The organism is Streptomyces sp. 3-6 (assembly GCF_056323165.1).
Window position 1 is genome coordinate 80724 of record NZ_JBWHZP010000002.1, and the last position, 26254, is coordinate 106977.

General features: G+C 70.9%; 18 protein-coding genes. 10 read left to right on the top strand and 8 right to left on the bottom strand.

Features of this window, described 5'->3' with window-relative positions:
• Positions 1 to 419: 419 nt before the first annotated feature.
• On the bottom strand, positions 420 to 1334 hold the full coding sequence (locus AC02VZ_RS04600; protein ID WP_476474583.1) for a LysR substrate-binding domain-containing protein: 915 nt from the start codon (positions 1332 to 1334) through the stop codon (positions 420 to 422).
• Positions 1335 to 1440: 106 nt separating this feature from the next.
• Between AC02VZ_RS04600 and AC02VZ_RS04605 the strand changes: the two genes are divergently transcribed.
• From AC02VZ_RS04605 to AC02VZ_RS04615, 3 genes are read left to right on the top strand one after another with little or no spacing between them, the layout of a single operon-like run.
• Positions 1441 to 2667, top strand: a complete 1227-nt coding sequence (locus tag AC02VZ_RS04605) for an acetyl-CoA C-acetyltransferase (protein WP_476474584.1) — start codon at positions 1441 to 1443, stop codon at positions 2665 to 2667.
• Positions 2667 to 3335: a 3-oxoacid CoA-transferase subunit A gene (locus AC02VZ_RS04610; protein WP_432056435.1), complete on the top strand. Its 669-nt coding sequence runs from the start codon at positions 2667 to 2669 to the stop codon at positions 3333 to 3335. The genes AC02VZ_RS04605 and AC02VZ_RS04610 overlap by 1 nt, the downstream gene beginning before the upstream one ends.
• A complete protein-coding gene (locus AC02VZ_RS04615) occupies positions 3332 to 3976 on the top strand; it encodes a 3-oxoacid CoA-transferase subunit B (protein WP_432056434.1) in 645 nt (214 codons plus the stop codon). Before AC02VZ_RS04610 ends, AC02VZ_RS04615 begins: the two co-directional genes overlap by 4 nt.
• Before the next feature lie 151 nt (positions 3977 to 4127).
• Here AC02VZ_RS04615 and AC02VZ_RS04620 read toward each other — a convergent pair whose 3' ends face one another.
• Together AC02VZ_RS04620 and AC02VZ_RS04625 are read right to left on the bottom strand one after the other, a co-directional pair.
• Entirely contained in the window at positions 4128 to 5768 is a 1641-nt protein-coding gene (locus AC02VZ_RS04620) for a sodium:solute symporter family transporter (protein ID WP_432056433.1), read from the bottom strand.
• Positions 5765 to 6133, bottom strand: coding sequence for a DUF485 domain-containing protein (locus tag AC02VZ_RS04625; protein ID WP_432056432.1), 369 nt, complete (start codon positions 6131 to 6133; stop codon positions 5765 to 5767). The genes AC02VZ_RS04620 and AC02VZ_RS04625 overlap by 4 nt, the downstream gene beginning before the upstream one ends.
• 998 nt (positions 6134 to 7131) lie before the next feature.
• Here AC02VZ_RS04625 and AC02VZ_RS04630 point away from each other — a divergent pair.
• Positions 7132 to 8508 (top strand): hydroxymethylglutaryl-CoA reductase, encoded by a 1377-nt coding sequence (locus AC02VZ_RS04630; RefSeq protein ID WP_476474585.1) that lies wholly within the window; start codon positions 7132 to 7134, stop codon positions 8506 to 8508.
• 266 nt (positions 8509 to 8774) lie between these two features.
• Here the strand turns inward: AC02VZ_RS04630 and AC02VZ_RS04635 are convergent, their stop codons facing one another.
• Together AC02VZ_RS04635 and AC02VZ_RS04640 are read right to left on the bottom strand one after the other, a co-directional pair.
• Positions 8775 to 8966 carry a DUF397 domain-containing protein gene (locus AC02VZ_RS04635; RefSeq protein WP_432058360.1) on the bottom strand — a complete coding sequence of 64 codons (192 nt, stop codon included), beginning with the start codon at positions 8964 to 8966 and terminating at the stop codon, positions 8775 to 8777.
• Positions 8963 to 9850, bottom strand: a complete 888-nt coding sequence (locus tag AC02VZ_RS04640; protein WP_432058359.1) for a helix-turn-helix domain-containing protein — start codon at positions 9848 to 9850, stop codon at positions 8963 to 8965. The genes AC02VZ_RS04635 and AC02VZ_RS04640 overlap by 4 nt, the downstream gene beginning before the upstream one ends.
• 18 nt (positions 9851 to 9868) lie before the next feature.
• On the opposite strand from AC02VZ_RS04640, the gene AC02VZ_RS04645 reads away from it, so the two are divergent.
• Complete coding sequence (locus AC02VZ_RS04645) at positions 9869 to 10528, top strand: ATP-binding protein (RefSeq protein WP_432058358.1); 660 nt, start codon at positions 9869 to 9871, stop codon at positions 10526 to 10528.
• 306 nt (positions 10529 to 10834) lie between these two features.
• On the opposite strand, the gene AC02VZ_RS04650 is transcribed toward AC02VZ_RS04645, so the two are convergent.
• On the bottom strand, positions 10835 to 12364 hold the full coding sequence (locus tag AC02VZ_RS04650) for a helix-turn-helix domain-containing protein (protein ID WP_432058357.1): 1530 nt from the start codon (positions 12362 to 12364) through the stop codon (positions 10835 to 10837).
• A 64-nt stretch (positions 12365 to 12428) separates the two neighbouring features.
• Positions 12429 to 12626 (bottom strand): DUF4236 domain-containing protein, encoded by a 198-nt coding sequence (locus tag AC02VZ_RS04655; RefSeq protein ID WP_432058356.1) that lies wholly within the window; start codon positions 12624 to 12626, stop codon positions 12429 to 12431.
• Between the two features lie 826 nt (positions 12627 to 13452).
• Between AC02VZ_RS04655 and acnA the strand changes: the two genes are divergently transcribed.
• The gene (acnA, locus tag AC02VZ_RS04660) at positions 13453 to 16176 is read left to right on the top strand and encodes an aconitate hydratase AcnA (protein ID WP_476474586.1); all 2724 of its coding nucleotides are present in this window, start codon (positions 13453 to 13455) and stop codon (positions 16174 to 16176) included.
• A 676-nt stretch (positions 16177 to 16852) separates the two neighbouring features.
• Here the strand turns inward: acnA and AC02VZ_RS04665 are convergent.
• On the bottom strand, positions 16853 to 20659 hold the full coding sequence (locus AC02VZ_RS04665; protein WP_476474587.1) for a GH92 family glycosyl hydrolase: 3807 nt from the start codon (positions 20657 to 20659) through the stop codon (positions 16853 to 16855).
• Between the two features lie 720 nt (positions 20660 to 21379).
• Here AC02VZ_RS04665 and ngcE point away from each other — a divergent pair.
• The 4 genes from ngcE to AC02VZ_RS04685 all read left to right on the top strand — a co-directional run bounded on the left by ngcE (position 21380) and on the right by AC02VZ_RS04685 (position 26120).
• Entirely contained in the window at positions 21380 to 22723 is a 1344-nt protein-coding gene (ngcE, locus tag AC02VZ_RS04670) for an N-acetylglucosamine/diacetylchitobiose ABC transporter substrate-binding protein (protein ID WP_432058362.1), read from the top strand.
• 7 nt (positions 22724 to 22730) lie between these two features.
• Positions 22731 to 23792 (top strand): carbohydrate ABC transporter permease, encoded by a 1062-nt coding sequence (locus AC02VZ_RS04675; RefSeq protein ID WP_476474588.1) that lies wholly within the window; start codon positions 22731 to 22733, stop codon positions 23790 to 23792.
• Positions 23789 to 24697: a carbohydrate ABC transporter permease gene (locus tag AC02VZ_RS04680; protein WP_476474589.1), complete on the top strand. Its 909-nt coding sequence runs from the start codon at positions 23789 to 23791 to the stop codon at positions 24695 to 24697. Before AC02VZ_RS04675 ends, AC02VZ_RS04680 begins: the two co-directional genes overlap by 4 nt.
• Before the next feature lie 211 nt (positions 24698 to 24908).
• Positions 24909 to 26120 carry an ROK family transcriptional regulator gene (locus tag AC02VZ_RS04685; protein WP_432058361.1) on the top strand — a complete coding sequence of 404 codons (1212 nt, stop codon included), beginning with the start codon at positions 24909 to 24911 and terminating at the stop codon, positions 26118 to 26120.
• The last annotated feature ends 134 nt before the right edge of the window (positions 26121 to 26254 follow it).

Below are 26254 nucleotides of genomic sequence, written 5' to 3' on the forward strand. Positions count from 1 at the left end.
CGCCGTCCCCCGCTCGTGACCCGGTCCGCCGTCGGCCGGGTGCCGCCGCCCTCACCCCCCGGGCGCCGAAGAGACGGGGCGACGCGACCGGAGGGCGCCGGGAATCACCGCTCACTGTCCCGATTCCCTCCTTCTGAGCCTCCTGACCTGCCGGAAGCGCCGAAAAGTCGTTCGCCATGCTCACGAAGGTGTCAACGGTACTCTTTTCGGGCGATGACGTCGTGTCGCGGCCGGACATGCGTGGCGCTGGGCGGCCCGGGTGCATGGGGGCGTACGGGGGGCCGAGGGCCGGGTCCACGGGGCGCGGTCCCGGGTCGGCGTGGCGCCGGGTGCCCCTCGGGCGGCGGGGCACACGTGGCACCGGGCCGGAGGAGCAACGGGGCACGCGTGCGTCGAGGCCCGGGACCGGCGAGCCCGCCTCACTCCCTCCGCGCCCGGCCCCCCGCCCCGCTCGCCGCCACCCTCCCCAGGCAGTCCACCGCCCGCGCCACGTGGGGCTCGACCCGGTCCCGGCGGACCGCCACCAGCTCGACCGGCGGCACGCCCTGCAACGGCAGCCAGACCACCCCTTCCAGGGCCAGCGCCCGGGCCGGCTCGGGCAGCACCGCCAGCCCGAGACCGGCCGCCACGAACGTGAGCAGGGTCGACGTCTCGGCCACCTCCTGCACCGCCCCGGGAGTCACCCGCGCCTCGGACACGGCCCGCGTGACCACGTCGAACATGGCGGACCGCCCGCCGCCCGGATGCGTGAGCAGCGTCTCGCCCCCCAGGTCCCGGACGAAGGCCCGCCGCCGACGGGCCAGCGGATGCTCGTCCGCGACCGCCAGCACGAGCCGGTCGGACCGCAGCGGGGTGACGACGACCCCCGCCCGGTCGGCGGGGGGCCGCATCAGCCCCAGGTCGACGGTGCCGTCCCGCAGCGCCGCGATCTGGTCCGCGGTGAGCATCTCGCCGCGCACGGCCAGATCGACCGAGGTCACCTCGGCCCGCAGGGCGCGTGCGAAACGCGGCAGCAGCGAGTACGTGGCCGACCCGACGCAGCCGACCACCAGACGCCCCTCCAGCCCCGCCTCGATCCGGCGCGCGTCCTGCTTCGCCCGCTCCACGCGCGCCAGCACGTCCCGCGCGTGCCGCAGGTACGCCTCTCCGGCGGCGGTCAGCGCCACCCGCCGGGTCGTGCGCTCCAGCAGCCGGGCCCCCACCGACTCCTCCAGCCCCCGGACGGCCTGGCTGAGCGGGGGCTGCGCCATGTGCAGCCGCTCGGCGGCCCGGCCGAAGTGCAGTTCCTCCGCGACGGTCACGAAGTAGCGCATGCGCCGCAGCTCATCGGTCATGTCCGCCAGCGTATGCCGGCGCCGCCACCACTCATATCCATTTCGATATCAATCACCGGGATTTTGATATTTCCCCTCTCGATGACCGCTGACTACCGTTCCCGGTATGAAGTCTGCTTCCGACGTGGTCGTCTGCCACCCGCTGCGCACCCCGGTGGGCCGCTTCGGCGGCGCGTTCGCCGCACTCCCCGCGACCGAACTGGCCCGGCAACTGCTCCGCGCCCTCGCCGCCCGCGCCGGACTCGGCGAGGGCGACGTCGACGACGTCGTGCTCGGCAACTGCTACCCCAGCGGCGAGAACCCCGCCATCGGCCGCATCGCCGCCCTCGACGCCGGACTCGGCACCGCGGTCACCGGACTCCAGCTCGACCGCCGCTGCGGATCCAGGCTCCAGGCCGTCCTGTACGCGGCCGGCACCGTCGCCACCGGCGCCGCCACCACGGTGGTCGCCGGGGGAGTGGAGTCGATGAGCCAGGTCGAGCACTACGCGCTCGGCGTCCGCCAGGGCGTCAGGGCCGGCAGCCTCGAACTGTGGGACCGGCTCGACCGGGCCCGCCAGACCGCGGGCGGACGCGACCACCCCGTCCCCGGCGGCATGATCGAGACGGCGGAGAACCTGCGTCGCGAGTACGGCCTCACCCGCGAGGAACAGGACGCCCTCGCCCTCGCCTCGCAGACCCGCGTCGGCCGCGCGCAGGCGGAGGGCCGGTTCGCCGACGAGATCGTGCCGGTCACCGTGCCCGCCACCCGCCGCACCCCGGAGCGGGTCGTCGACACCGACGAGCACCCGCGCCCCGGCACCACCGCCGAGGACCTGGCGAAGCTGCGCCCCCTGCGGGCGAAGCTGGACCCCGACGCGACCGTGACCGCCGGCAACTCCAGCGGCCAGAACGACGGCGCCGCGATGTGCCTGGTCACCACCCGCGCCGAGGCCGAACGCCGAGGCTGGGAACCCCTGCTCGCGCTGCGCGCGTGGGCGGTCGCCGGCGTCGGACCGGAACGGATGGGCATCGGCCCGGTCCCGGCCACCGCCGCCGCGCTCCAGCGCGCCGGACTCACCCTGAACGACCTGGACCTCATCGAACTCAACGAGGCGTTCGCCGCCCAGGTGCTCGCCTGCCTGCGCGAGTGGGACATCCCGGCCACGGACGAGCGGCTCAACCCCAACGGCTCCGGCATCTCCCTCGGCCACCCGGTCGGGGCCACCGGCGCCCGCGTCCTGGCCACCCTGGCGCACCAACTGCGCCGCAGCGGCGGCCGGTACGCGCTGGAGACGATGTGCATCGGAGGCGGCCAGGGCCTGGCCGCCGTGTTCGAAAGGGCTGACGCGTGATGCCGACCTTCCACACCGACCCGGCCGAGGCCGTCCGCTGCGTCCGCGACGGCGACGTCGTCATGGTCGGCGGGTTCGGCGCCGCCGGACAGCCCGTCGAACTCATCGACGCGCTCATCGACGCCGGCGTCGGCGACCTGACCATCGTCAACAACAACGCGGGCAACGGCGACATCGGCCTGGCCGCGCTGATCGCCAAGGGCAGGGTCCGCAAGGTCGTCTGCTCCTTCCCCCGCCAGCACGACTCCTGGCACTTCGACGCCGCCTACCGGGCCGGCACCGTCGAACTCGAACTCGTCCCGCAGGGCACCCTCGCCGAACGCATCCGCGCCGGCGGCGCCGGGATCGGCGGCTTCTTCACCTGCACCGGCTACGGCACCGTCCTCGCCGAGGGCAAGGAGACCCGCGTCATCGACGGCGTGGGGTACGTTCTGGAACAGCCGCTCACCGCCGACGTCGCCCTCGTCAAGGCCGACACCGCCGACCGCACCGGCAACCTCGTCTACCGCAAGACCGCCCGCAACTTCGGCCCCGTGATGGCCACCGCGGCCGCCACCACCGTCGTCCAGGTCCGCACCGTCGTCGACACCGGGGCCCTCGACCCCGAACACGTCGTGACCCCCGGCATCTACACCGACCACGTCGTCACCCTCGGAGGCCCGGCATGAGCAGCACCGCAACCCTGCGCGACCGCGACGCGCTCGCCGCGCTCATCGCGGCCGACATCCCGGCCGGCTCGTTCGTCAACCTCGGCATCGGCGCGCCGACCCTCATCTCCAACCACCTGCGCCCCGACCAGCACGTCACCCTGCACACCGAGAACGGCATGCTCGGCATGGGCCCGCTCGCCGCCGACGACGAGGTCGACCCCGACCTCATCAACGCCGGCAAGCAGCCCGTCACCGAACTCCCGGGCGCCTCCTACTTCCACCACGCGGACAGCTTCGCGATGATGCGCGGCGGCCACCTCGACCACTGCGTCCTCGGCGCCTACCAGGTCTCCGTCCGCGGCGACCTCGCCAACTGGTCGACGGGCGCCCCGGGTTCCATCCCGGCCGTCGGCGGCGCCATGGACCTCGCGGTCGGCGCCCGCCGGACCTTCGTGATGATGGACCTCTTCGCCAAGGACGGCACCCCCAAGCTGGTCGAGGAGTGCACCTACCCCCTCACCGGCCTGGCCTGCGTCTCCCGCGTCTACACCGACCACGGCGTCTTCGACATCGACACCGACGGCGTCCGCGTCCGCGACCTCTTCGGCACGACGCGCGAGGACCTGGAGGAGCGGCTGGGGCTGCGGTTCGCGGGGTGAGGCGGGGCGCGCGAGGAGCTGACGGGAGGGCGTGGGGACGTGGGGACCGTCCCCTCGCCTCTCCACCGCGGGACCGCCCCCTCGCCCGTTCATCGCAGGCCCCCACCGGCTGACCGGACGGACGGGGCCGGAGGGACCGGGGACCTCGGCCTCAGCCGGCGCGCGTCTCGGTGGGGCGTTCGGCGCCGCCCGGTGCCCGGACCCCCGCCTCCTCCCGCCCCACTCCCCGTGCCCGGCCGCCCGAAGCCGCCGTGCCGTCCACGGCCCGCCGCCGGTCCGTGACGCTGCCCAGCCAGCCCAGCAGGAACCCGGCCGGCACCGTCACCAGGCCCGGGATCGTCACGTCCCACACCCTGAAGTCGTAGGCGGGGAACAGCGATTCGGGCGTACCGGACGTGTACGGCGACAGCCCGAGCGCCGCGACGCACACCGCCGCCGCGCCCCACAGACACCACAGCGCGCCACGGGCCGTGAACCCCGGCCAGTACAGGGCGTACAGCAGCACGGGAGCCAGAGCGGCGCCGCAGATGGCCAGCCAGAGGGTGGAGAGGACCACCAGGTTCCAGTCGGCGGCGACGACCGAGGCGAGTGTGGCGACCACGCCGGTGGCCGCCGCGGCCCACCGCGAGGCGGAACCGTCCGCCCGGCCCGCCGGCCGGGTCCCCGCCAGTTCGCCGTACGCGCCCCGCACGTCCCGGCCCAGCGCGATACCGGCGGCGAGCGTCACGTCCACCACGGCCGCGAGCGCCGTGAGGAACAGGACGCAGGCGAGCGCGGCGACGAGGACACCCCCGCCGTCGAGGACCTGCCCCAGCAGCAACGGCGTGGACACCTGCGCCGCCGGACCGGCCTCCCGCAGCACCTCGCCGACCAGCGCCGCCGCACCCACGCCGACCACGGCCAACGCGGCGTACAGCAGGGTCAGTTCGCCGAGCATCCACCGCCCCGCCGTGCGGGCACCGCGCGGACTCTTCGTCGAGATCACCCGCATCAGCACGGCGGGCATCGCCAGGGTCGCCATCGACATCCCGAAGGTCTGCCCGATCCGGTTCACGGCCCCCACCCACCCGTCACCGGTGTAGCCACCGGGACGCAGGTACGCCTCACCCAGCCCCGAGCCGTGCGCGGCGGCGCCGAGCAGCCGTCCGAGGTCCCCGTCGAACCGGTGCAGCACCAGCACCGCGGCGACCACCAGCACGGGCAGGGCGATCACCGACTTGGCGATCATCACCACGCCCGTCCCCCGGATACCGCCGCTGACGGCCAGCGCCGTCATCACGCACCCGAACACCACGATGCAGCCGGCCCGGATGCCGGGCTCCCCGACCAGCGCGGCGGTGACGTTGCCGACCACCACCAACTGCACGACGAGCAACGGGAAGCAGACGAGCAGGGTCACCGCGCCCCACGACAGCCGCACGGCGGGCCCACCGCTGCCCCGCGCGTCCAGCAGGTCCACCGCCGTCACCGAGGAGTGCCGGCGCAGCGGCTCCACCACCAGCACGAGGAGCAGCACCACCCCGATCAGGCTGCCCAACATCACGCCGAGCCCGTCGAAGCCGGACACGGCCACCATGCCCACCAGCACGGTGACCGTCGCCACCGTCGTGGTGTCGCCGCCCATCGCGATGCCCTGCTGCCAGGACCGCAGCCGACGGCTGTCGGAGCGCACCAGCGCCCGGTCGTCCTCGTCGGCCCCCGTGATCACGCACAGCATCAGGCAGACCACGACGAACACCGAGACCACGGCGAACACCAGGGACCGCGACGAGGTGTCGAGCAACGCGTTCACGACCACCTCCGGACACCCGGCTGCCGCTCGGCCGCGTCGACCCGCCGCCCGTACACCACCAGCGCGTGCACCCCGACGGCGAACGGCACCACGGCCAGCACCACCCCCAGGCTCAGCGCCCCGGAGACACGCACCCCGTACACGTCCGGCCAGAACGCCCCCACCAACACGAACGCCAGCCAGACACCGACGACCCGCCCTCCGACCCGCAACCCGACACCCAGGGACGCCGACTCGTCGACGGGCCCGGACTCCTCCGACCCGGGCCCGGACTCCGGCGCGGGAGGGGGCGGTGCCGGTGGTGCGTCGGCAGCGGGTGCGGCGGGGTAGGGCGCCCCGTGCCAGGGCTGTGGTCCGAAGGACATCCGAGCGGCTCCACTCACGTTGGCCCGACACCACGGGCAGGCGGCGCGGGGCGGATGTGGGGGGTGGGTGACTGACCGCGGAGTCAACCAGACCTCCGCGGGGCCACGGCTCAGCCGGGCCCAACTCTGTTCCGCCGCCCAATCCGAAGCCGCCCGGACGGTGATCGGGCACTGCCCGCGACCGCCCCGGCACGCCCAGGTACGCCCGCCTGGCCCTCTCGGCGGGCCGGGCCGACGCCGGGGCGGTGCCGCACGCCGCCGGCGGCCCGCGCACGGCTCACCGCGGGCGGCCCGGAACGACTCCGGCCGAACCGGGGCAGATCGCCGTGCATCGGGTGCGTAACCGGTCGGCCGAGAGATCGTTTGAGCGGGTGTCGGGGCTGCCCTCCCGCAACAGGGGTGGCAGCGGGGGAGTGGGGACCGGGGGAGCGGATCGATCATGGCCAGGACGACGTACTCGGGCGGAGCCACCCCGCGTGGACCCGTCACCGCCCCGGAGCGGTGCCGCCACGGCAGGACCCGGCCGCCACGCCGCCCGTCCGGCCCGGTCGTCCGACGGGACGCCCCAAGCGGTGCCCGGTGACCGCGCCGAACCACTGACCACCGCCTGAGGGCGCGCGACGACACGCGCGACAACAGACGAGGACCAGGTACCAGGGACGCCACGGACCACGGACGCCGGGGACCACGGACGTCAGGGACCGCCGGGACCGCCGGACCCGCCCGACCTGCCCGACCCGCCGGGGAGAACGGCCACCAGGGCACACGGCGGCCACCAGGGCAGAAGCCGGACGACCGGCCGCGGCCGGACCGTGACGGCCGCGGGACGGCGGAGCAGGTGCCACCCGGTCCTCCCTCCCCTCCCTCGCCTCACGGGGCCGGGGCCTCCGTCCCCGTGCCGCCCTCGCGACCGTCCTCACCCCCTCGAGCACGCCTGAGGACCCCTCCCCGAAGCACTCCATCGGGCCGATGCCCGTCCCAGAGGAAAGCGATGCCGTATGAGCTCCCGAGAAACCCCCGCTGTGCCCCCACCCTCCCAGCCGCAGCCGCAGCCGCTGTCGCCGTCCCAGTCGCCGTCGAGGCCGCTCGGACGCTACGTGCCCGCCCGGGGGCTCTACACCGAGGCCGCGCGGCTCCAGCGGCTGAACTGGCTCCGTTCCCGGACCCGGACGGCCCTGGACTCGTTGCAGCACACGCGGCTCGACGCCGCCACGCTGACCGGCAACATCGAGGGACTCGTCGGCACCGTCGAGATCCCGGTCGGTGTGGCCGGACCCCTGCTGTTCCGCGGGACGAACGTGCAGGGTGAGGTCTACGCCCCCATGGCCACCACGGAGGGCGCCCTGGTCTCGTCGGCGACCCGGGGGGCCCTCGCCGTCACGATGGCCGGCGGCGTCAGCACCCGCGCCGCACAGCAGGCGATGACGCGGGCCCCGGTCTTCGCGTTCTCCCGGCTGACGGACGCAGGCCGTTTCGCCTCGGCGGTCCCCCGGCACCTCGACGACCTCCGCACGATCATCCGGCAGGTGTCCGGCCACGCCGCGCTGCTCTCGATCGAGCCCGTCGTCCTGGGCAGGACCGTGCACCTGAGGTTCCGGTACACCACGGGGGACGCGGCGGGCCAGAACATGACGACCGCGTGCACCTGGCACGCCTGCCAGTGGATCCTGCGCCAGCCGCACCTGGTGCCGGACGGGGAACTGGAGTCCTTCCTCATCGAGGGGAACACGTCGGGGGACAAGAAGGCGTCGGCGCAGGCCGTGGCGGAAGGACGCGGCACCAGGGTGTCCGCCGACTGCGTGCTGCCGTCAGGCGTCGTCCAACGGGTGCTGAGGACCACCCCCGACGAACTGGTCACCGGGTACGGGCACATCACGGCCGGAGCCGTCCACAGCGGCGTCCTGGGCTCCAACGCCAACACCGCCAACATCGTGGCGGCGATCTTCGCGGCGACGGGCCAGGACATCGCCTGCGTGCAGGAGTCGAGCGCCGGGCAGTTCGTCCTCGAACGCACGCGGGACGGCGTCTACGCGAGCATGACCCTGCCCGGCCTGGCGGTCGGCACGGTCGGGGGCGGCACCCACCTGCCCACGCAGCACGAACTCCTCGACATGATGGGGTGCACCGGTCCCGGTAGCGCCGTCCGGTTGGCGGAGATCATCACCGGGTTCGCCCTGGCCCTGGACCTGTCGACCGTCTCGGCAGCCGTCGCCGGACACTTCGCCGACGCCCACGAACGCCTCGGCCGCAACCGGCCGACCCGCCGGAAGCCGGCCCCGCACCGAACCGCCGCCCCCTCGACACCGACCACCGACGCCCCCCAGCCGCCACCGATCCCGGTGCCCCACCCGGCCACGGAACCCGGGCACCCCTGACGCCGCTTCCGCCCCGACCGGCACGGCTCCCCTCACCGTCGCTCGCGCCGGCCCGCCCTCCGCGGGCCGGCGCGAGCGGAGTGTGTGGCTAGGGGCGCCGTGGCCAGTCAGCGGTGGCTCGGACGGTGACCCGCGGGGATCCCCGACGGAGGCCTGGAGTCCGGTACGGAATCCGCGTGGCCGGATGGCGGGGGCGGTGACAGCTCGTGCTGCGCACCGAGGGTCAGAGACGCTGGTCGGGCAGCTACGCACTGCCCCACCGGAGTTCAGACGCGCAAGTCGGCCGCCAGCGTCGTGAACGCCGACCAGGCGTCGCGGGACACGGCCAACGCCTGCTTGTCCGTGTCCTTCGAGTCCCGGACGAGAACGGCCTCGGTGCGCATGGCGACCTCGACGCAGTTGCCGCCCCCACCGCCGCTGTAGCTACTCCGGAACCAGGCACGTTCGATGGTGCTCATAACGCTCCTCGCATCTGCTCCAGCAGGCTCGCGGTGGCTTGATGACTCAGAGCCTGCGAGCGCATCTTGCCATAGCGCTGAAGCATGGCGCTTGCAGCTCTTGTGTCGGTGACCAACATGCTGCAGTCATGCGCTTCGACGTAGCCCACCCACCGATTCTCCACCGTCTCGGCGAGGTAGAGAGGGCCCTCGAAACCGGAGTGATCCTCCTGGACCCGGGGCACGATCTGAATCTCTACATTCCGGAGACGGCCCACATCGAGCAGGTTGCTGAGCAGCGCGAGTGTGACGCCCTCACCGGCCAAGCGCCGGTCCACCAGGGCCTGCTCGATGATGAAGCTGAACGAGCTGTTTGGCCGCGCCGTCAGCAGACGCTGGCGTTCAAGTCGAGCCATGACCTGCTGTTCGAACTGTTCCTCCGACAAGGGCGGAAGGCGGCGCTCGAAGAGCGCGCGAATATAGGGCTCCGGCTGGAGCAACCCCGGAATCACAGCGCACTCGTACGCAAAGAGCGAGATCGCCTCCTCCTCGATCCCCGCCCACTGCCGGAACCACGACGCCAACCCTGCCCTCCGAGTGAGACTCTTCGCCGCCGCCTTCAGCACCCGACCCGCGACCGCCCCCAGCGCCTCCTCCGACCGCTCCAGCAGATCCCGTGGCGGGAACCGCTTCCCCTGTTCGATCTTGGCGATGTACGCGACCGAATACCGCACCAGCGACGCGAACTGTTCCTGCGTCAGGCGGGCCTCCTCCCGCAGGGCCTTGAGCACCGCGCCGAAGGTCCTCAGGCTGTCCGAGAGTTCCGGCTCGCAACCACCACCCCCGGCTCCTCCCCCACTCTGCCCGGCGTTCCCGCTCACCCCACCGCCATTGCCCGTCGTCATCGCAGCCGCCTTCCCCCTGTGCCGCCGGGCCGTTCCCATGCTGGGCCCGGACGCTTGCCGTACCGTCCGCCGTGCGCGCTGCGCCACGCTCGGCACATTCATCGTCACGTAGGGTGGCCGACCCAGTCCAGCGAGTCGACCAGTACAACGCGATCGGTATCGGCGCCGAACCTGCCGACGAGCCGTCACTTCCCGGCAGGGTGGAAGCCATGTCGGTCCCCCACACCCAGAACCCCACTCCGGCACACCCAGAACCCCACTCCGGCTCGTTCGTTCACCCAGCGCTTCTCCGCCACCCGCCGCGGTGCCCGCCTGGCCCGGCTGCAAGCCGCCCACCAGCTCACCGAGTGGGGCCACCCGCACGGCACCGAGGCGCACGACACCGTCGTGCTCGTTGTCGCCGAGTTCGCATCGAACGCCGTACTTCACGGCCGCGTCCCCGGGCGGGACTTCGTCCTGTTTCTGGCGCACGACCAGGGCTGTGGCGTGTTCCGGATCGAGGTGAGCGACACTCATCCAGCTCAGCCGACGCAGCGGGCCCACGGTGCGGATGAGAGCGGTGGTCGCGGCCTGCTCCTCGTCGAAGCGCTCGCCGCCGACTGGGGCGTACGCAACCGAGTCGGCCCTGGTAGGACGGTGTGGGCCGACTGCGTGACGGGCGACTCCTGGCCACCGTGAAGCACCAGAAGGCGTCCAGACAGGTACGAAATCACCGACGGTGACCTCGCAGGCATCCGAGAACCCGGCCCGACCGGTCTTCGTCCATGAACCGCTCAGGTGCTGTCCTCGCCCATGAGTCGTCCAGGCCGACGCCTTGCCTGCGACCCATCACGTGCAGTGCCGGGCGATCCGCCTTCTGCCGGGACCAGCAATCTCCCGGCTCGGCCCGAGTAGTCCCTGAGGAGTCTCGCAGGCGAAGACAAAACCCCTCCTGGCTCGCATGTGCCGACCAGGAGGGGTGTCGCCTTACCTTTCTTAGAGCTTTCAGATGTCCCGGAAGATCTCGATCTGCGCCCCGATGGAGTTCAGGCGCTCCGCCAGGTCCTCGTAACCGCGGTTGATGACGTAGACGTTGCGCAGGACGGACGTGCCGTCGGCGGCCATCATGGCGAGGAGGACGACCACGGCGGGTCGCAGGGCCGGCGGGCACATCATCTCGGCGGCGCGCCAGCGGGTGGGGCCCTCGACCAGGACGCGGTGCGGGTCGAGCAACTGCAGGCGCCCGCCGAGGCGGTTGAGGTCGGTCAGGTAGATGGCGCGGTTGTCGTAGACCCAGTCGTGGATGAGGGTCTGGCCCTGGGCCGACGCCGCGATGGCCGCGAAGAACGGGACGTTGTCGATGTTCAGACCGGGGAACGGCATCGGGTGGATCTTGTCGATCGGCGCCTCCAGCTTGGAGGGGCGCACGGTCAGGTCCACCAGGCGGGTACGGCCGTTGTCGGCGAAGTACTCCGGGGTGCGGTCGTGGTCGAGGCCCATCTCCTCCAGGACGGCGAGCTCGATCTCCAGGAACTCGATGGGGACGCGGCGGACGGTGAGTTCCGACTCCGTCACCACGGCGGCGGCGACCAGGCTCATGGCCTCGACCGGGTCCTCGGAGGGGGAGTAGTCCACGTCGACGTCGATGGTCGGCATGCCGTGCACGGTGAGGGTGGTGGTGCCGATGCCCTCGACCTTCACGCCCAGGGCCTCCAGGAAGAAGCACAGGTCCTGGACCATGTAGTTGGAGGAGGCGTTGCGGATGACGGTGACGCCGTCGTGGCGGGCCGCGGCGAGCAGCGCGTTCTCGGTGACCGTGTCCCCGCGCTCGGTCAGCACGATCGGGCGGCCGGGTCGGACGGACCGGTCCACCACCGCGTGGTACTGGCCCTCGGTCGCCGCGACGTCCAGGCCGAAGCGGCGCAGCGCGATCATGTGCGGCTCGATCGTGCGCGTCCCGAGGTCGCAACCGCCCGCGTAGGGCAGCTTGAAGCGGTCCAGGCGGTGCAGCAGCGGGCCGAGGAACATGATGATGGAGCGGGTGCGGCGGGCGGCGTCCGCGTCGATGGCGTCCAGGTCCAGCGTGGCGGGCGGCACGATCTCCAGGTCGACGCCGTCGTTGATCCAACGGGTGCGCACCCCGATGGAGTTGAGCACCTCCAGCAGGCGGTAGACCTCCTCGATGCGGGCGACGCGACGGAGCACCGTGCGCCCCTTGTTGAGCAGTGAGGCGCACAGCAGGGCCACGCACGCGTTCTTGCTCGTCTTCACGTCGATGGCGCCCGACAGGCGCCGCCCGCCCACCACGCGCAGATGCATCGGACCGGCGTAGCCCAGGGAGACGATCTCGCTGTCGAGGGCTTCGCCGATCCGGGCGATCATCTCAAGGCTGATGTTCTGGTTGCCGCGCTCGATGCGGTTGACGGCGCTCTGGCTGGTGCCGAGTGCCTCGGCCAGCTGCGCCTGCGTCCAGCCACGGTGTTGCCGTGCGTCGCGGATGAGCTTGCCGATGCGTACGAGGTAGTCGTCTGCCATGAGGTTGAGGCTATCTCAGATATGAGATGGCGCCTCCTGGGGGGTCCATCCGGGTGATGCGGCGTCAGTGTCGCCTGGTCCGGCTGGTGCGACGCCACCCGAAAGGACCGGGCAGATCCATCGATGTCGTACGACGTCCGGTGCTGCTCCGCGTGTACCGGGGGCCCTTCGAGCTGCCCGTGGTGATGGACCAGGACTTCTTGTTGATGTTCAGCCGCACTCCCGGGAGGATCCGGAAACTCTTGCGAAAGGTAAGCGGCATGCCTGCCTCCGTTCAAGTCGGGGGAGTTGAGTGCCTTCCCGGCTCGGATACCCCGAGGAGGCGGGCTGATGGCTTTCGTCGGGATCCAGTGGGCGGTTCAGTCTGTTACGCCCGTTACCTCTCATTGGTTCGTTCGTCTTCCCCTTTGCCCCTTCGTCCCGCTTCCTTCCCGCCTTCGTTCGGTCGGTCGGCGTGGTCGGCGTCACCGCCGGCGCCGCTGTCGCCGGGCCGTGCGCTGTCGCGGCCTCCGGCGCCTCGGCGGCTCTCCTGCGGGGCTGGCGCAGCCAGCGGCGGCCGTCGGCGCGACCCGGCGGCCCCCGGCCGGGCTTCGCTCGATGGGTCAGCCGGTCGCCCGGTCGCCCGCCTGGCCGGTCGGTGGGAGGCCGGTCGGCGAGAGCCGGCGGTGTCCGGCCGCTGGCTGGCCGGCTGGGTCGGGCCCGGACGGCGGCCGGAAGTGCCCACGGCGCCCCCGGCGCCCGGGGGTGCGAAAGCTGCCGACGGTGAGAGGGGGCGGGGTCGCGCCGCGCGGCCGTTGCCCGAATGTCGACCCCGCGGTGCGGTGGGGGGCTGCCCGATGGGGGCACTCGGATCGGGACGTGTTACAAGGCGCACCGGGGCCCGCGCATGACCATTCGGCCCCGGTGTACTAGAGTTATCTCGACATCGAGATATCTACCGAGGAGCACTGCACCCGCCGCGGCGGTAAGGCGTACCTAACTTAGCCTTACCTTAGCGGATCGGTCGAGACGTCGTGGCGGCGCCACGCGGCGGCAGCCGCGGGGAGTCGCGGTGTGGTGGTACGCGCACATCAATGAAGGAGACTGTCGTGTCGGCGAACAGCTTCGACGCCCGCAGCACGCTGCAGGTGGGCGACGAGTCGTACGAGATCTTCCGGCTGGACAAGGTCGAGGGCTCCGCGCGCCTTCCCTACAGCCTGAAGGTCCTGCTGGAGAACCTGCTCCGTACCGAGGACGGCGCGAACATCACCGCCGACCACATCCGCGCGCTCGGCTCCTGGGACTCCCAGGCGCAGCCGTCGCAGGAGATCCAGTTCACCCCGGCTCGCGTGATCATGCAGGACTTCACCGGCGTGCCCTGCGTGGTCGACCTCGCCACCATGCGTGAGGCCGTCAAGGAGCTGGGCGGCGACCCGGCGAAGATCAACCCGCTGGCCCCGGCCGAGCTGGTCATCGACCACTCCGTGATCGCCGACAAGTTCGGCACCCCCGACGCCTTCAAGCAGAACGTCGACCTGGAGTACGGCCGCAACCGCGAGCGCTACCAGTTCCTGCGCTGGGGCCAGACCGCGTTCGACGAGTTCAAGGTCGTCCCGCCCGGCACCGGCATCGTCCACCAGGTGAACATCGAGCACCTGGCCCGCGTCGTCATGACCCGCGACGGCAAGGCGTACCCCGACACCCTGGTCGGCACCGACTCGCACACCACCATGGTCAACGGCCTCGGCGTCCTCGGCTGGGGCGTCGGCGGCATCGAGGCCGAGGCCGCGATGCTCGGCCAGCCGGTCTCCATGCTGATCCCGCGCGTGGTCGGCTTCAAGCTGACCGGCGAGCTGAACCCCGGCACCACCGCCACCGACCTGGTGCTCACCATCACCGAGATGCTGCGCAAGCACGGCGTCGTCGGCAAGTTCGTCGAGTTCTACGGCGAGGGCGTCGCCGCCACGAGCCTCGCCAACCGCGCCACCATCGGCAACATGTCGCCGGAGTTCGGCTCCACCGCGGCCATCTTCCCGATCGACGGCGAGACGCTCAACTACATGCGTCTGACCGGCCGTTCCGCCGAGCAGGTCGCGCTGGTCGAGGCCTACGCCAAGGAGCAGGGCCTCTGGCTGGACCCGAAGGCCGAGCCGGACTTCTCCGAGAAGCTGGAGCTCGACCTCTCCACGGTCGTGCCGTCCATCGCCGGCCCGAAGCGTCCGCAGGACCGCATCGTCCTCGCCGAGGCCAAGCAGCAGTTCGGCCAGGACGTGCGCAACTACGTCAAGGACGGCGGTGACGTCGACGAGGCCAGCAAGGAGTCCTTCCCGGCCTCCGACGCCCCGGCCATCTCCAACGGCGCCCCGTCCCACAAGGTGAAGGTCACCGCCGCCGACGGCACCGAGTACGAGCTCGACCACGGCCACGTCACCGTCGCCGCGATCACCTCCTGCACCAACACCTCCAACCCGTACGTCATGGTCGCCGCCGCGCTGGTGGCCAAGAAGGCGGTGGAGAAGGGCCTGACCCGCAAGCCGTGGGTCAAGACCACCCTCGCCCCGGGCTCCAAGGTCGTCACCGACTACTTCGAGAAGGCGGGCTTGACCCCCTACCTCGACAAGGTCGGCTTCAACCTGGTCGGCTACGGCTGCACCACCTGCATCGGCAACTCCGGCCCGCTGCCGGAGGAGGTCTCCCAGGCGGTCAACGAGCACGACCTCGCGGTCACCTCGGTCCTCTCCGGCAACCGCAACTTCGAGGGCCGGATCAACCCCGACGTCAAGATGAACTACCTGGCGTCCCCGCCGCTGGTCGTCGCCTACGCGATCGCCGGTTCCATGAAGGTGGACATCACCCGCGACGCCCTCGGCTACGACCAGGACAACAACCCGGTCTTCCTGAAGGACATCTGGCCCTCCGAGGCCGAGGTCAACGACGTCGTGGCGAACGCCATCGGCGAGGACATGTTCTCCAAGTCCTACTCCGACGTCTTCGCCGGTGACGCCCAGTGGCAGGCGCTGCCCATCCCGACGGGCGACACCTTCGAGTGGGACGCCGAGTCCACCTACGTCCGCAAGCCCCCGTACTTCGAGGGCATGCAGATGGAGCCGGCCCCGGTCGAGGACATCTCCGGCGCCCGCGTGCTGGCCAAGCTGGGCGACTCGGTCACCACCGACCACATCTCCCCGGCCGGTGCCATCAAGGCCGACACCCCGGCCGGCAAGTACCTCACGGAGCACGGCATCGAGCGCCGCGACTTCAACAGCTACGGCTCGCGCCGCGGCAACCACGAGGTCATGATCCGCGGCACGTTCGCCAACATCCGCCTGCGCAACCAGATCGCGCCGGGCACCGAGGGCGGCTACACCCGCGACTTCACGCAGGACGGCGGCCCGGTCTCCTTCATCTACGACGCCTCGCAGAACTACCAGGCCGTCGGCATCCCGCTGGTCGTCCTGGCGGGCAAGGAGTACGGTTCCGGCTCGTCCCGCGACTGGGCGGCCAAGGGCACCGCGCTGCTCGGCGTCCGCGCCGTCATCGCCGAGTCCTACGAGCGCATCCACCGCTCGAACCTGATCGGCATGGGCGTCCTGCCGCTGCAGTTCCCGGAGGGCCACACCGCCGACTCCCTCGGGCTGACCGGTGAGGAGACCTTCTCCGTGACCGGCGTGACCGAGCTCAACGACGGCACCACCCCCCGCACGGTGAAGGTCACCACCGACACCGGTGTGGAGTTCGACGCCATCGTCCGCATCGACACCCCGGGCGAGGCCGACTACTACCGCAACGGCGGCATCCTGCAGTACGTGCTGCGCGGCCTGATCCGCAAGTAGTCGGGCGGTAGCCGGGCGGTGGTCCGGCGGTAGCCGGCAGGAGTGCCGCGGTCGTCCGGCAGACGTCCGGCAGACGTGCGGCAGCAGTCGGCACCCGGCCCGCGAGGGCCGGCGCACGGCGGACCGACCGAGGGCCGCATCCCCGCACCGGGGATGCGGCCCTCGCCGTTCCGGCGGGCGGGCGGCCGCGTGGGCGGACGCGGGTGGTGCGGTGCCCTGCGGCGGGGGTGCCTCGTCCCACCGATGTACAACCCGGCCGCCCGGCGCTATCGTCGCCCCACGGGGTGTGGGAGCGCTCCCAGTGCTCGCGGTGTCTCGCAGCCCCGCGGCACGGCGGACCGGAACCCGCCGCGGGGGCGCTCCCGCTCACCGGCCGCCGCACAGCGGCTTCCCGCTCACCGCTCACCGGCGTCCGCACGGCGATCCGACGCCCACCACCCACCGGCCGAACCGCCCCGCCCGAACCCGCCCCCCGGCCGCACCAACGCCGGCCGAACCCGCACCGGCCGAACCCGCCCTCACCCCCACCGAGAGCAACCAACCCGAGAGCAACCAACCCGAGAACAACCAACCCGAGAACAACCAACCCGAGAGCAACCAAGAGGGCGGGCCCGGCCCCCAGGCCCGAACCCGCCCCCGAACGTGCCCCGCGCGCCTGTCACCGGCGCCGTGGCGTTCAGCCGAGCAGCTCCACCTCCGTCAGTGCCGCCTCGCTCGTCAGGACCAGCCGGTACCGCTCGTACGCGCCCGGCTCGGCCACCGTGAAGGCCCGGGTCTGGCGGTCCCAGCGGAAGGACTCGCCGGTACGCCGGTCCAGGTCGGTCCACCGGGTGCCGTCCCTCGACCCCTGGAGCACCCAGCCGGTGGGCGCGGCGGTGTGCTCGCCCGAGGTGAGCGTGTACTGGACCGCCCTGGTCCTGCCGTCGACCGGCAGGTCGACCTCGGTGACCGTGGCCCCTGTCGCCGACGTGTCGTCGAAGAGGGCGCCGTCGCCCGTCAGCACGTCCTTGCGCGGCGAGGGCACCTTGTCGTCCTGGGTGATCGACACCGGGGCGGCGTTCTTCCCGGTGCCCCACGTCGAGGGCCGCGGGCCCATGTCGAACTCCAGGGTCCCGCCCCGGGCGATCGCCGAGTGGGGCAGTGCCGTGGAGGTCCACTTCCGGCCGTTCACCTTCAGCCCCTGGACGTAGACGTTCTTCGCGCTGTTCTTCGGCGCCCTGACGACCAGCTTGCGGCCGTTCTCCAGCTCCACGGTCGCCTTGGTGAACAGCGGGGAGCCGATGGCGTACTCGCCGCTGCCCATCACCAGCGGGTAGAAGCCGAGCGCGGAGAAGAGGTACCAGGCCGACTGCTCGCCGTTGTCCTCGTCGCCGTGGTAGCCCTGCCCGATCTCGCTGCCGGTGTAGAGGCGGGAGAGGACCTCGCGGACGTTCGCTTGCGTCTTCCAGGGCTGTCCGGCCGCGTCGTACATGTACAGGGCGTGGTGGGCGACCTGGTTGGAGTGGCCGTACATGCCCATCCGGACGTCCCGGGCCTCGGTCATCTCGTGGATCACGCCGCCGTAGGAGCCCTTGAACTCGGGGGAGGCGGTCTCCGGGGTGGCGAGGTACTCGTCGAGCTTGTCCGCGAGGCCCTTCCGCCCGCCGTAGAGGTTGGCCAGGCCGCGGCTGTCCTGCGGGGCGGTGAAGGCGTAGCCCCAGCCGTTGGTCTCGGTGTAGTCGTGGCCCCAGACCCGCGGGTCGTACGTGGAGGACTCGACGCGCCAGTCGCCCTTCAGATTGCGGCCCTGGAAGAAGCCGGCCTCGGCGTCGAAGAGGTTGACGTAGTCCCGGGCGCGGTTCAGGAAGTAGGCGGACTCCTCCCGGTAGCGCTTCTCGCCGGTCTTCTCGTACAGGGCCTCGCCCATCCTCGCGATGCCGTAGTCGTTGAGGTAGCCCTCCAGCGCCCAGGACAGGCCCTCGTGGGTCTCGGTGCTGGTGTAGCCGAGGAACGGGGAGGTGGCCATGCCCTTGCGGCCGACGCCGGAGGACGGGGGCACCACGGTGGCGTTCTTCACGGCGGCGTCGTACGCGGCCTTCGCGTCGAAGCCGTCGACGCCCTTGACGTAGGCGTCCGCGAAGGCGACGTCCGAGGAGGTGCCGGTCATCAGGTCGGCGTAGCCGGGGGAGGACCAGCGGGAGGTCCAGCCGCCGTCCTTGTAGTGCTGCACGAACCCGTCGACCAGCTCAGCGGCCTTGGACGGGGTCAGGAAGGAGTAGGCGGGCCAGGTGGTGCGGTAGGTGTCCCAGAAGCCGTTGTTGACGTACACCTTGCCGTCGACGATCTTCGCGCCCGTGTGGGTCGGCGTGTCCGGCTTCGGCATCTTCGAGAAGGGGGAGGCGTACTTGTACGTCCCGTCGACCTTCTCGAAGCCCGAGTTGGGGTACAGGTAGAGGCGGTACAGGTTGGAGTAGAGGGTGGTCAGCTGGTCGGGAGTGGCGCCCTCGACCCGCACCTTGCCGAGGATGCGGTCCCACTGGCGCTGCGCGCTCCTCTTCACGGCGTCGAAGGAGCGGCCGGCGGGGATCTCCTGGCGCAGGTTGTCCTTCGCCTGGTCGACGCTGATCAGCGAGGTGGCCAGGCGCAGGGTGACGGTCCGGTCCTTGCCCGCGTCGAAGCGCAGGTGGCCCCGGACGCCCTCGGCGCCGCCGTCCGTCACCGGCTTGTCGAACTCGCCGTACACGAAGAGCCGGGTGGCGCCGGTGGACAGGCCCGACTTGACGTCGGAGTAGCCGGTGAAGGTGCCGTTCTCCCGGTCGAGGGTCAGCCCGGCCTGGTCGGTGACGTTGTCGAACAGCACGCTCGCGTCGTCGCCGGGGAAGGTGAAGCGCATCGCCGCCGCGTGGTCCGTCGGCGCCATCTCGGCCTTCAGGCCGTTCTCGAAGCGCACCCCGTAGTAGTACGGTCGCGCGGTCTCGTTCTCGTGGCGGAAGGCGAGTTCCCGTGCCTCACGGCCCGGGTCCGGGTCCCCGGAGGCGGCGGACGGCATCACCTGGAAGGTCTGCCGGTCGCCCATCCAGGGGCTCGGCTCGTGACTGGCGCTGAACGCCTGGATCGTCGGCAGGTTGTCCGCGTTGTTGCCGCGCGCGTAGTCGTAGAGCCAGCTCAGCGAGCCCGCGTCGGTCACCGGGGTCCAGAAGTTGAAGCCGTGCGGCACGGCGGTCGCCGGGAAGTTGTTGCCGCGCGAGAAGCCGCCGCTGGAGTTCGTGCCCCGGGTGGTCACCGCGTAGTCGGACAGGTGCGCCTTGGGCCGCTCGGGTGCGACCCGCTTCAGGGCGACGTCGTCCAGCCAGCCCCGGAACTTCGCCGGGCCCTTGGGGGAGTCGTAGGCCACCAGGATGCGGTCGACGGTCTTGCCGCGGGCCACCGAGCCGATCCGGGAGACGACGTTGTTCCACTGGTTGACGTAGAGGACCTTGGAGTCGCCCTGCCCGCGCGGGGTGAGCGGGAAGCCGTGCTGGTCGGTGGCGTGGAGGTCGCTCAGGTAGGTGCCGTCGGTGAAGGCCAGGTCGACGGAGACGTGGGTGGCGTCGTAGTCGAGGTCGTCGTTGGCCATGGAGGGGAAGACGCGGTACGACAGCTGGGTGTCGCGGCCGACGGCCACGTCGACGTCGAAGACCTTGTTGTACGAGTAGGCCCGCCCGTCGGCGGTGTGGCGTCCGGCGTAGCGCAGGGCGCGCTTTCCGGTGAACCCGGCGCCCGCCTTCGCCGTGGGCGAGCCGCTGGGGCCGCGGTCGACCAGGGAGAGCATGTCCTCGGGCACGGGCGTCTCGGTGTGCCCGGTGGAGAACTGGACGTCGGCGAGCTGGAGGATGGTGCCGCTGCCGTTCCTGGTGAACTCGATGCGGAAGTGCCGGTACTCGGCGACGGCGGACGCGTCGAGGTCGTAGGTCTTCGTCTGGAAGCGTTCGGTGAACGACTCGCCCGAACGGGTGTCGAGGGTGGTCCACTCCTCGCCGTCGGCGGAGCCCTTCAGGGTCCAGTCCCGCGGGTCGCGTTCGGCGTGGTCGTTGGCCGAGGTGAGGGCGTAGCGCACCGCCTTCACCGGCTCGTCCAGGTCGAACTCGGCCCAGCCGGTGGGCGCGAAGGCCAGCCACTTGGTGGTCGGTTCGACGTCGACGAGGTTCTCCTTCACCTCCCCGCCGGCGGTGTTCTCCGCGCTGGCGCGGACGTCGGTGACCCGGTGGGTGACGTTGCCGGGTATGCCGTCGCTGTACCCGCCGTCGACGCCCTCGGCGCGCTTGCCGCCGCCCGGTGCGGTGTCGACGGTGCTGATCCAGTCCGGGGCGGGCTCCCCGGACTCGAACGACGAGGCGAACTCCCGGTCCGCCTCGGCCGGCGCCCCCGGCAGGGCCACCGCGACACCCGGCGAGCCCGCTGCCAGGGCGAGGGCGGTCGCCGTGACGACCGCCCTTCCCCATCTGTGCCGAACTCCGTGCTGCATGCGCGAGCACCCTCCTGCGCTTGGACAACGTTGTCAATTGCGTGGCGCAAGGACCAGTAGTGGGTCAAGTGGCCTGCGATGTCAAGGGTGTTGAATGCGGCATTCGAGTTCACCGGAGCGAATTTCCTCCATCCGGCAACGTGGTGGGGGCATGCATTCCCGCGAGGTCTCAACATGGAAAAGACCGGAGGGGAACCTTGCATTCGATCTTGCTCCGTCGGCGGGAAGTGGACTATACCTGTCGGCACTCCGGGGCATCTTCACCGCTCCCGACCATGACCGAAGCGCCATCGAGTACGTCCCGCACACCCCGGTGCACCCGCATCGGCCGCACTTCCTGCACGACCCAGCTTGACCCGAACGCGGTGCCGGGGAGATTCCGGTTCACCGCCTGAGTCCTGGAGAAAGCGAGGACTTGAGCATGGGATCCACCACCGGCGTAGGCCATCGCGATCTGTTCAGGCGGAGTGCGTCCGCCGTTCCGTCCCCGGCGACTGTCGTGCCGGCATCGCTCAGCTGATCATCGGCGCCGCACCGCGGCTCCGAGACGACGAAGACAACGCCCCCGCGCGGCCGGCGCAGGACCGGTCCGGCCGCGGCGGGCGCGCACGCAGCACACCCGTACAGAGCACATCGATCAGTGAGGATGCAGAGATGACCATTCGTGCCGGATCTCTTGACAGGCGGACGCTCCTGCGCGGGGCCATCGCCACCGCGGCGGTGGGCTCGTTCGCGGTAGCGTGCAGCTCTCCCTCCAGCAAGGACAGCGGCGGTGACAGCGGCCCGAAGGGCGAGAAGAGCGCCACCAACCCGTTCGGCGTCGCCCCGAACTCCACGGTCGAGGCGGCCATCTTCGACGGCGGCTACGGCACCGACTACGTCGACTACACCAACCAGGTGCTCGGCAGCCAGGTCAAGGGCCTCAAGGTCAAGGTCGACCCGGTCGTCGACATCGCCCCCCAGCTCCAGCCCCGCTTCGTCGGCGGCAACCCGCCGGACCTCATCGACAACTCCGGTGAGGACCAGATCGGCTTCCTGGGCATCCTCGACCAGCTGGAGGAGCTCGACGACCTCTTCGAGGCCAACACCTACGAGGGCAAGAAGATCGCCGACATCGTCTACCCCGGCGTCAAGGCCCCCGGCACGTTCAGGGACAAGTTCGTCGCGCTCAACTACGTGATGACCGTGTACGGCGTCTGGTACTCGAAGACGCTCTTCGAGGAGAACGGCTGGACCCCGCCGAAGACCTGGGACGAGGCGCTCGACCTCGGCCAGGAGGCGAAGAAGAAGGGCAAGTACCTCTTCGTCCACGGCAAGGAGGCGGCGACCTACTACCGCACGCTGCTGATCGACTCGGCGATCAAGGAGGGCGGCGACGAGGTCCGGCTCGGCCTGGAGAACCTGGAGAAGGGCTGCTGGTCGCACCCGGCCATCCAGGGCGTCATCAAGGTCATGGAGACCATGGTCAGGCAGAAGATGTTCGTCCCCGGCGGCTCCGGCACCCAGTTCCAGAAGGCGCAGGCGATCTGGAGCAACGACCAGAAGGCGCTGCTCTACCCGTCCGGCGGCTGGATCGAGAACGAGATGAAGAAGGCCACGAAGGCCGACTTCCAGATGACCGGCTTCCCGTCGATGACGCTCACCGACAAGCCGGCGCTGCCCTGGGAGTCGCTCCGCGCCGCCGCCGGCGAGCCGTTCATCGTGCCCAAGCAGGGCAAGAACCCGGCCGGCGGCAAGGAAGTGCTGCGGGCCATGCTGTCGGAGAAGGCGGCCGCCAACTTCTCGAAGACGAAGCTGGCCCCGACGATCGTCAAGGGCACCGTGCCCGCCGACGGTTACGGATCGACGGCCCTCGTCTCGCAGACGACGATGCTGGAGGCCGCGGGCACCAACATCTTCAACTACATGTTCGTCGAGACCTACGGGATGAACACCGACCAGCTGGTGCCGTTCAACTCGTTCCTCGCCGGTGACCTCGACGGCAAGGGGCTGACCTCGGCCCTGCAGAAGATCTCCGACAAGGTCCGCGAGGACGACTCCGTCGACAAGGTCAAGGTCAGCTAGAGCCGCGATGAAGGACACGATCCCCACTGCCGAGACCGCGAGCCGCCGGCCCGAGCCGGCCGCTCGCGGCGGGCGGCCACGGCGCCGCAAGCTCACGTTCGACCGGGCGACGTTCTTCCTCGCGTTCCTCGGTGTCCCGCTGGCCATCTTCGTGATCTTCGTCCTGATCCCGTTCGGCCAGGCGATCTTCTGGGCGATGACCGACTGGCGCGGCTTCAGCCCGGACTACAACTTCGTCGGCTTCGACAACTTCACGAAGATGTTCCAGGACGACATCTTCCTGAAGGCGTTGCGCAACGTCGCGCTCCTCGCGCTCTGCGTGCCGCTGGTGACGCTGACGCTCGCCCTCGGGGTCGCCGTGGCCATCACCCTGGGCGGGCCCGGCAAGGGCCCCGTCCGGGGGATCCGGGGAGCGTCGTTCTACCGGATCATCTCGTTCTTCCCCTACGTCGTGCCGGCGATCATCGTCGGCCTGATCTGGGCGCAGATGTACGACCCGAACGCCGGGCTGCTCAACGGCGTCCTCACGGGCCTCGGCCTCGACCGGTTCGAGACGTTCGCGTGGCTGGGCGAGAAGGCGACGGCGATGCCGGCCCTGATGTTCGTCATCGTCTGGGGGCTCGTCGGATTCTACGCGGTGCTCTTCATCGCCGCGATCAAGGGTGTCCCGGCCGAGCTGTACGAAGCGGCGAGGATCGACGGAGCCGGCCGGCTGCGCACCACCGTCTCGATCACCCTGCCGGCGATCCGGGACAGCGTGCAGACGGCCTACATCTACCTGGGCATCGCCGCCCTCGACGCGTTCGTCTACGTCCAGGCGATGGTGCCGAACGGCGGTCCGGACAACTCGACCCTGACGATCAGCCAGCGTCTGTTCAACGTCGCGTTCGCCAAGCAGCAGTTCGGCTACGCCACCGCGATGGGCGTCGTCCTCGCCGTCGTCACCCTGGTGTTCGCGGCGCTGGTGTTCCTCGTCAACCGCCTCACGGGCGGCGGCGAGGGCGAGAGCAAGAGGAAAGCACCTGGGTCCAGAGCTCGGCGTGCCGCAGCCGAGGGAGGTGCCGGGTGAGCGTCATCGCCGCCGAACGGAAGCCGGCCAGTGACCGGGAACCGGCGCGAGACCGGAAGCTGACACGCGTCGCCGTGAGCAGCGACCGCAGATTCGCGGTGATCTCGCACGCCCTGCTGATCCTGTGGTCCGTGATCGTGATCGTGCCCATGCTGTGGGTGCTGATGTCGTCGTTCAAGTCGACCGGCGAGATCCTCTCGTCGCCGTTCTCGCTGCCGGACGAGTGGCGGTTCGAGAACTACGCGAACGCGTGGACCGACGCGAACATCGGAAGGTATTTCCTGAATTCCGTGATCGTCGTGGTCTCGGCACTGGTCCTGGTGATGCTGCTCGGCGCGATGTGCGCCTACATTCTCGCCCGGTTCGAATTCCCCGGCCGCCGGCTGATCTACTACGTCATGCTCGCCGGGCTGACGTTCCCGGTCTTCCTGGCGATCGTTCCGCTCTTCTTCCAGTTGCAGAACTTCGGGCTGCTGAACACGCGACCCGGGCTGATCCTCACCTATGTCGCGTTCGCGCTGCCGTTCACGATGTTCTTCCTCTATTCGTTCTTCCGGTCACTGCCGCACGACGTGTACGAGGCCGCGCTGATCGACGGTGCGGGGGACTGGCGGGCGTTCTTCCAGGTGATGCTGCCGATGGCCAGTCCGGGCATGGCGGCCGTGGCGATCTTCAACTTCCTGGGCCTGTGGAACCAGTTCCTGCTGCCGGTGGCGCTCAACACCGACCAGGACATGTGGGTCCTCACCCAGGGCATGGCCGCCTACGCGTCCTCGCAGGTATACGACATCGACTACGGCGCGCTGTTCGGGGCGATCGTGATCACGGTGGTGCCCGTACTGATCGTGTACTGCGTCTTCCAGCGGCGGATCGCCGGTTCGGTGTCGCAGGGCACCTTCCGCTGACGCCGACCGCCGTCTCACCCGTCGTACGCAGGGGTCCGGCCCCGGAGGGACAGCTCTCCGGGGCCGGACCCCTGCGGCGTGCGCGGGTGTGTTCCTGTCCCCGGAAACCGTTCAACCTCTTGACGGGAGCGGACCCGAACGGCTCAGCTTAGAGTTCACTAGTTGGATGGACGGGGTCTCGTCGAAGCGGCCCCGCGCGCAGGAGGTCGTCGTGGAGACTCCGGGGTCGCAGTCGTCGCTGCACCGAGCCAACCTGGAGCGGGTCGTCCGGGCAGTACGTCTTGCGGGTTCCCTCACGCAGGCGGAGATCGCCAGGACGACGGGCCTGTCCGCGGCGACGGTCTCCAACATCGTCCGGGAACTGAAGGACGCCGGCACGGTCGAGGTCACCCCCACCTCGGCGGGCGGACGCCGGGCCCGCAGCGTCTCGCTCAGCGAGGACGCCGGCATCGTCATAGGGGTGGACTTCGGGCACACGCACCTGCGCGTCGCCGTCGGCAACCTGGCCCACCAGGTGCTGGCCGAGGAATCCGAACCGCTGGACGTGGACGCCTCCGCGACCCAGGGCTTCGATCGGGCGGAACACCTGGTCAACCGGCTCATCGAGGAGACCGGCGTGGACCGCTCCAAGATCACCGGCATCGGGCTCGGCGTGCCCGGGCCGATCGACGTGGAGTCGGGCAGCCTGGGGTCGACCTCGATCCTGCCGGGCTGGACGGGCACCAAGCCCGCCGAGGAGCTGCGGGGGCGGCTCGGCGTGCCGGTGCAGGTGGACAACGACGCCAACCTGGGCGCCCTGGGCGAGATGGTCTGGGGCAGCGGCCGGGGCGTGCGCGACCTGGCCTACATCAAGGTCGCCAGCGGTGTCGGCGCCGGGCTGGTGATCAGCGGGAACATCTACCGCGGCCCCGGCGGCACCGCCGGGGAGATCGGGCACATCACGCTGGACGAGTCGGGCCCCGTCTGCCGCTGCGGCAACCGCGGCTGCCTGGAGACGTTCACGGCGGCCCGCTACGTGCTGCCGCTGCTGCAGTCCAGTCACGGCACCGATCTGACCATGGAGGGCGTGGTGCGGCTGGCCCGGGAGGGCGATCCGGGCTGCCGCCGGGTGATCGCCGACGTGGGCCGCCACATCGGCAGCGGTGTCGCCAACCTCTGCAACCTCCTGAACCCCAGCCGGGTGGTCCTCGGCGGGGATCTGGCGGAGGCCGGTGAGCTGGTCCTGGGGCCCATCAGGGAGTCCGTGGGGCGCTATGCGATCCCCAGTGCCGCCCGCCAACTCTCCGTGCTTCCAGGGGCCCTTGGCAGCCGTGCGGAGGTGCTGGGGGCGCTCGCCCTCGCGCTGAGTGAAATGGGCGATTCGACCCTGCTTGACGGTGCCGTAGCGCGCCGTCCGGCAGTGGCCGGCCCTGCCTTCACTTAGAGAACGGATGACACCGTTGCCATCTCGTTAAGGATTTACTCCTTGACGTCGCACGCGTGGCCGAGTTGACTTCCAGCCACCTCGGCCGCAGCGACGCGGCCTCGTCAGGGAGGTTTCTGAAAGTGAACACGCGT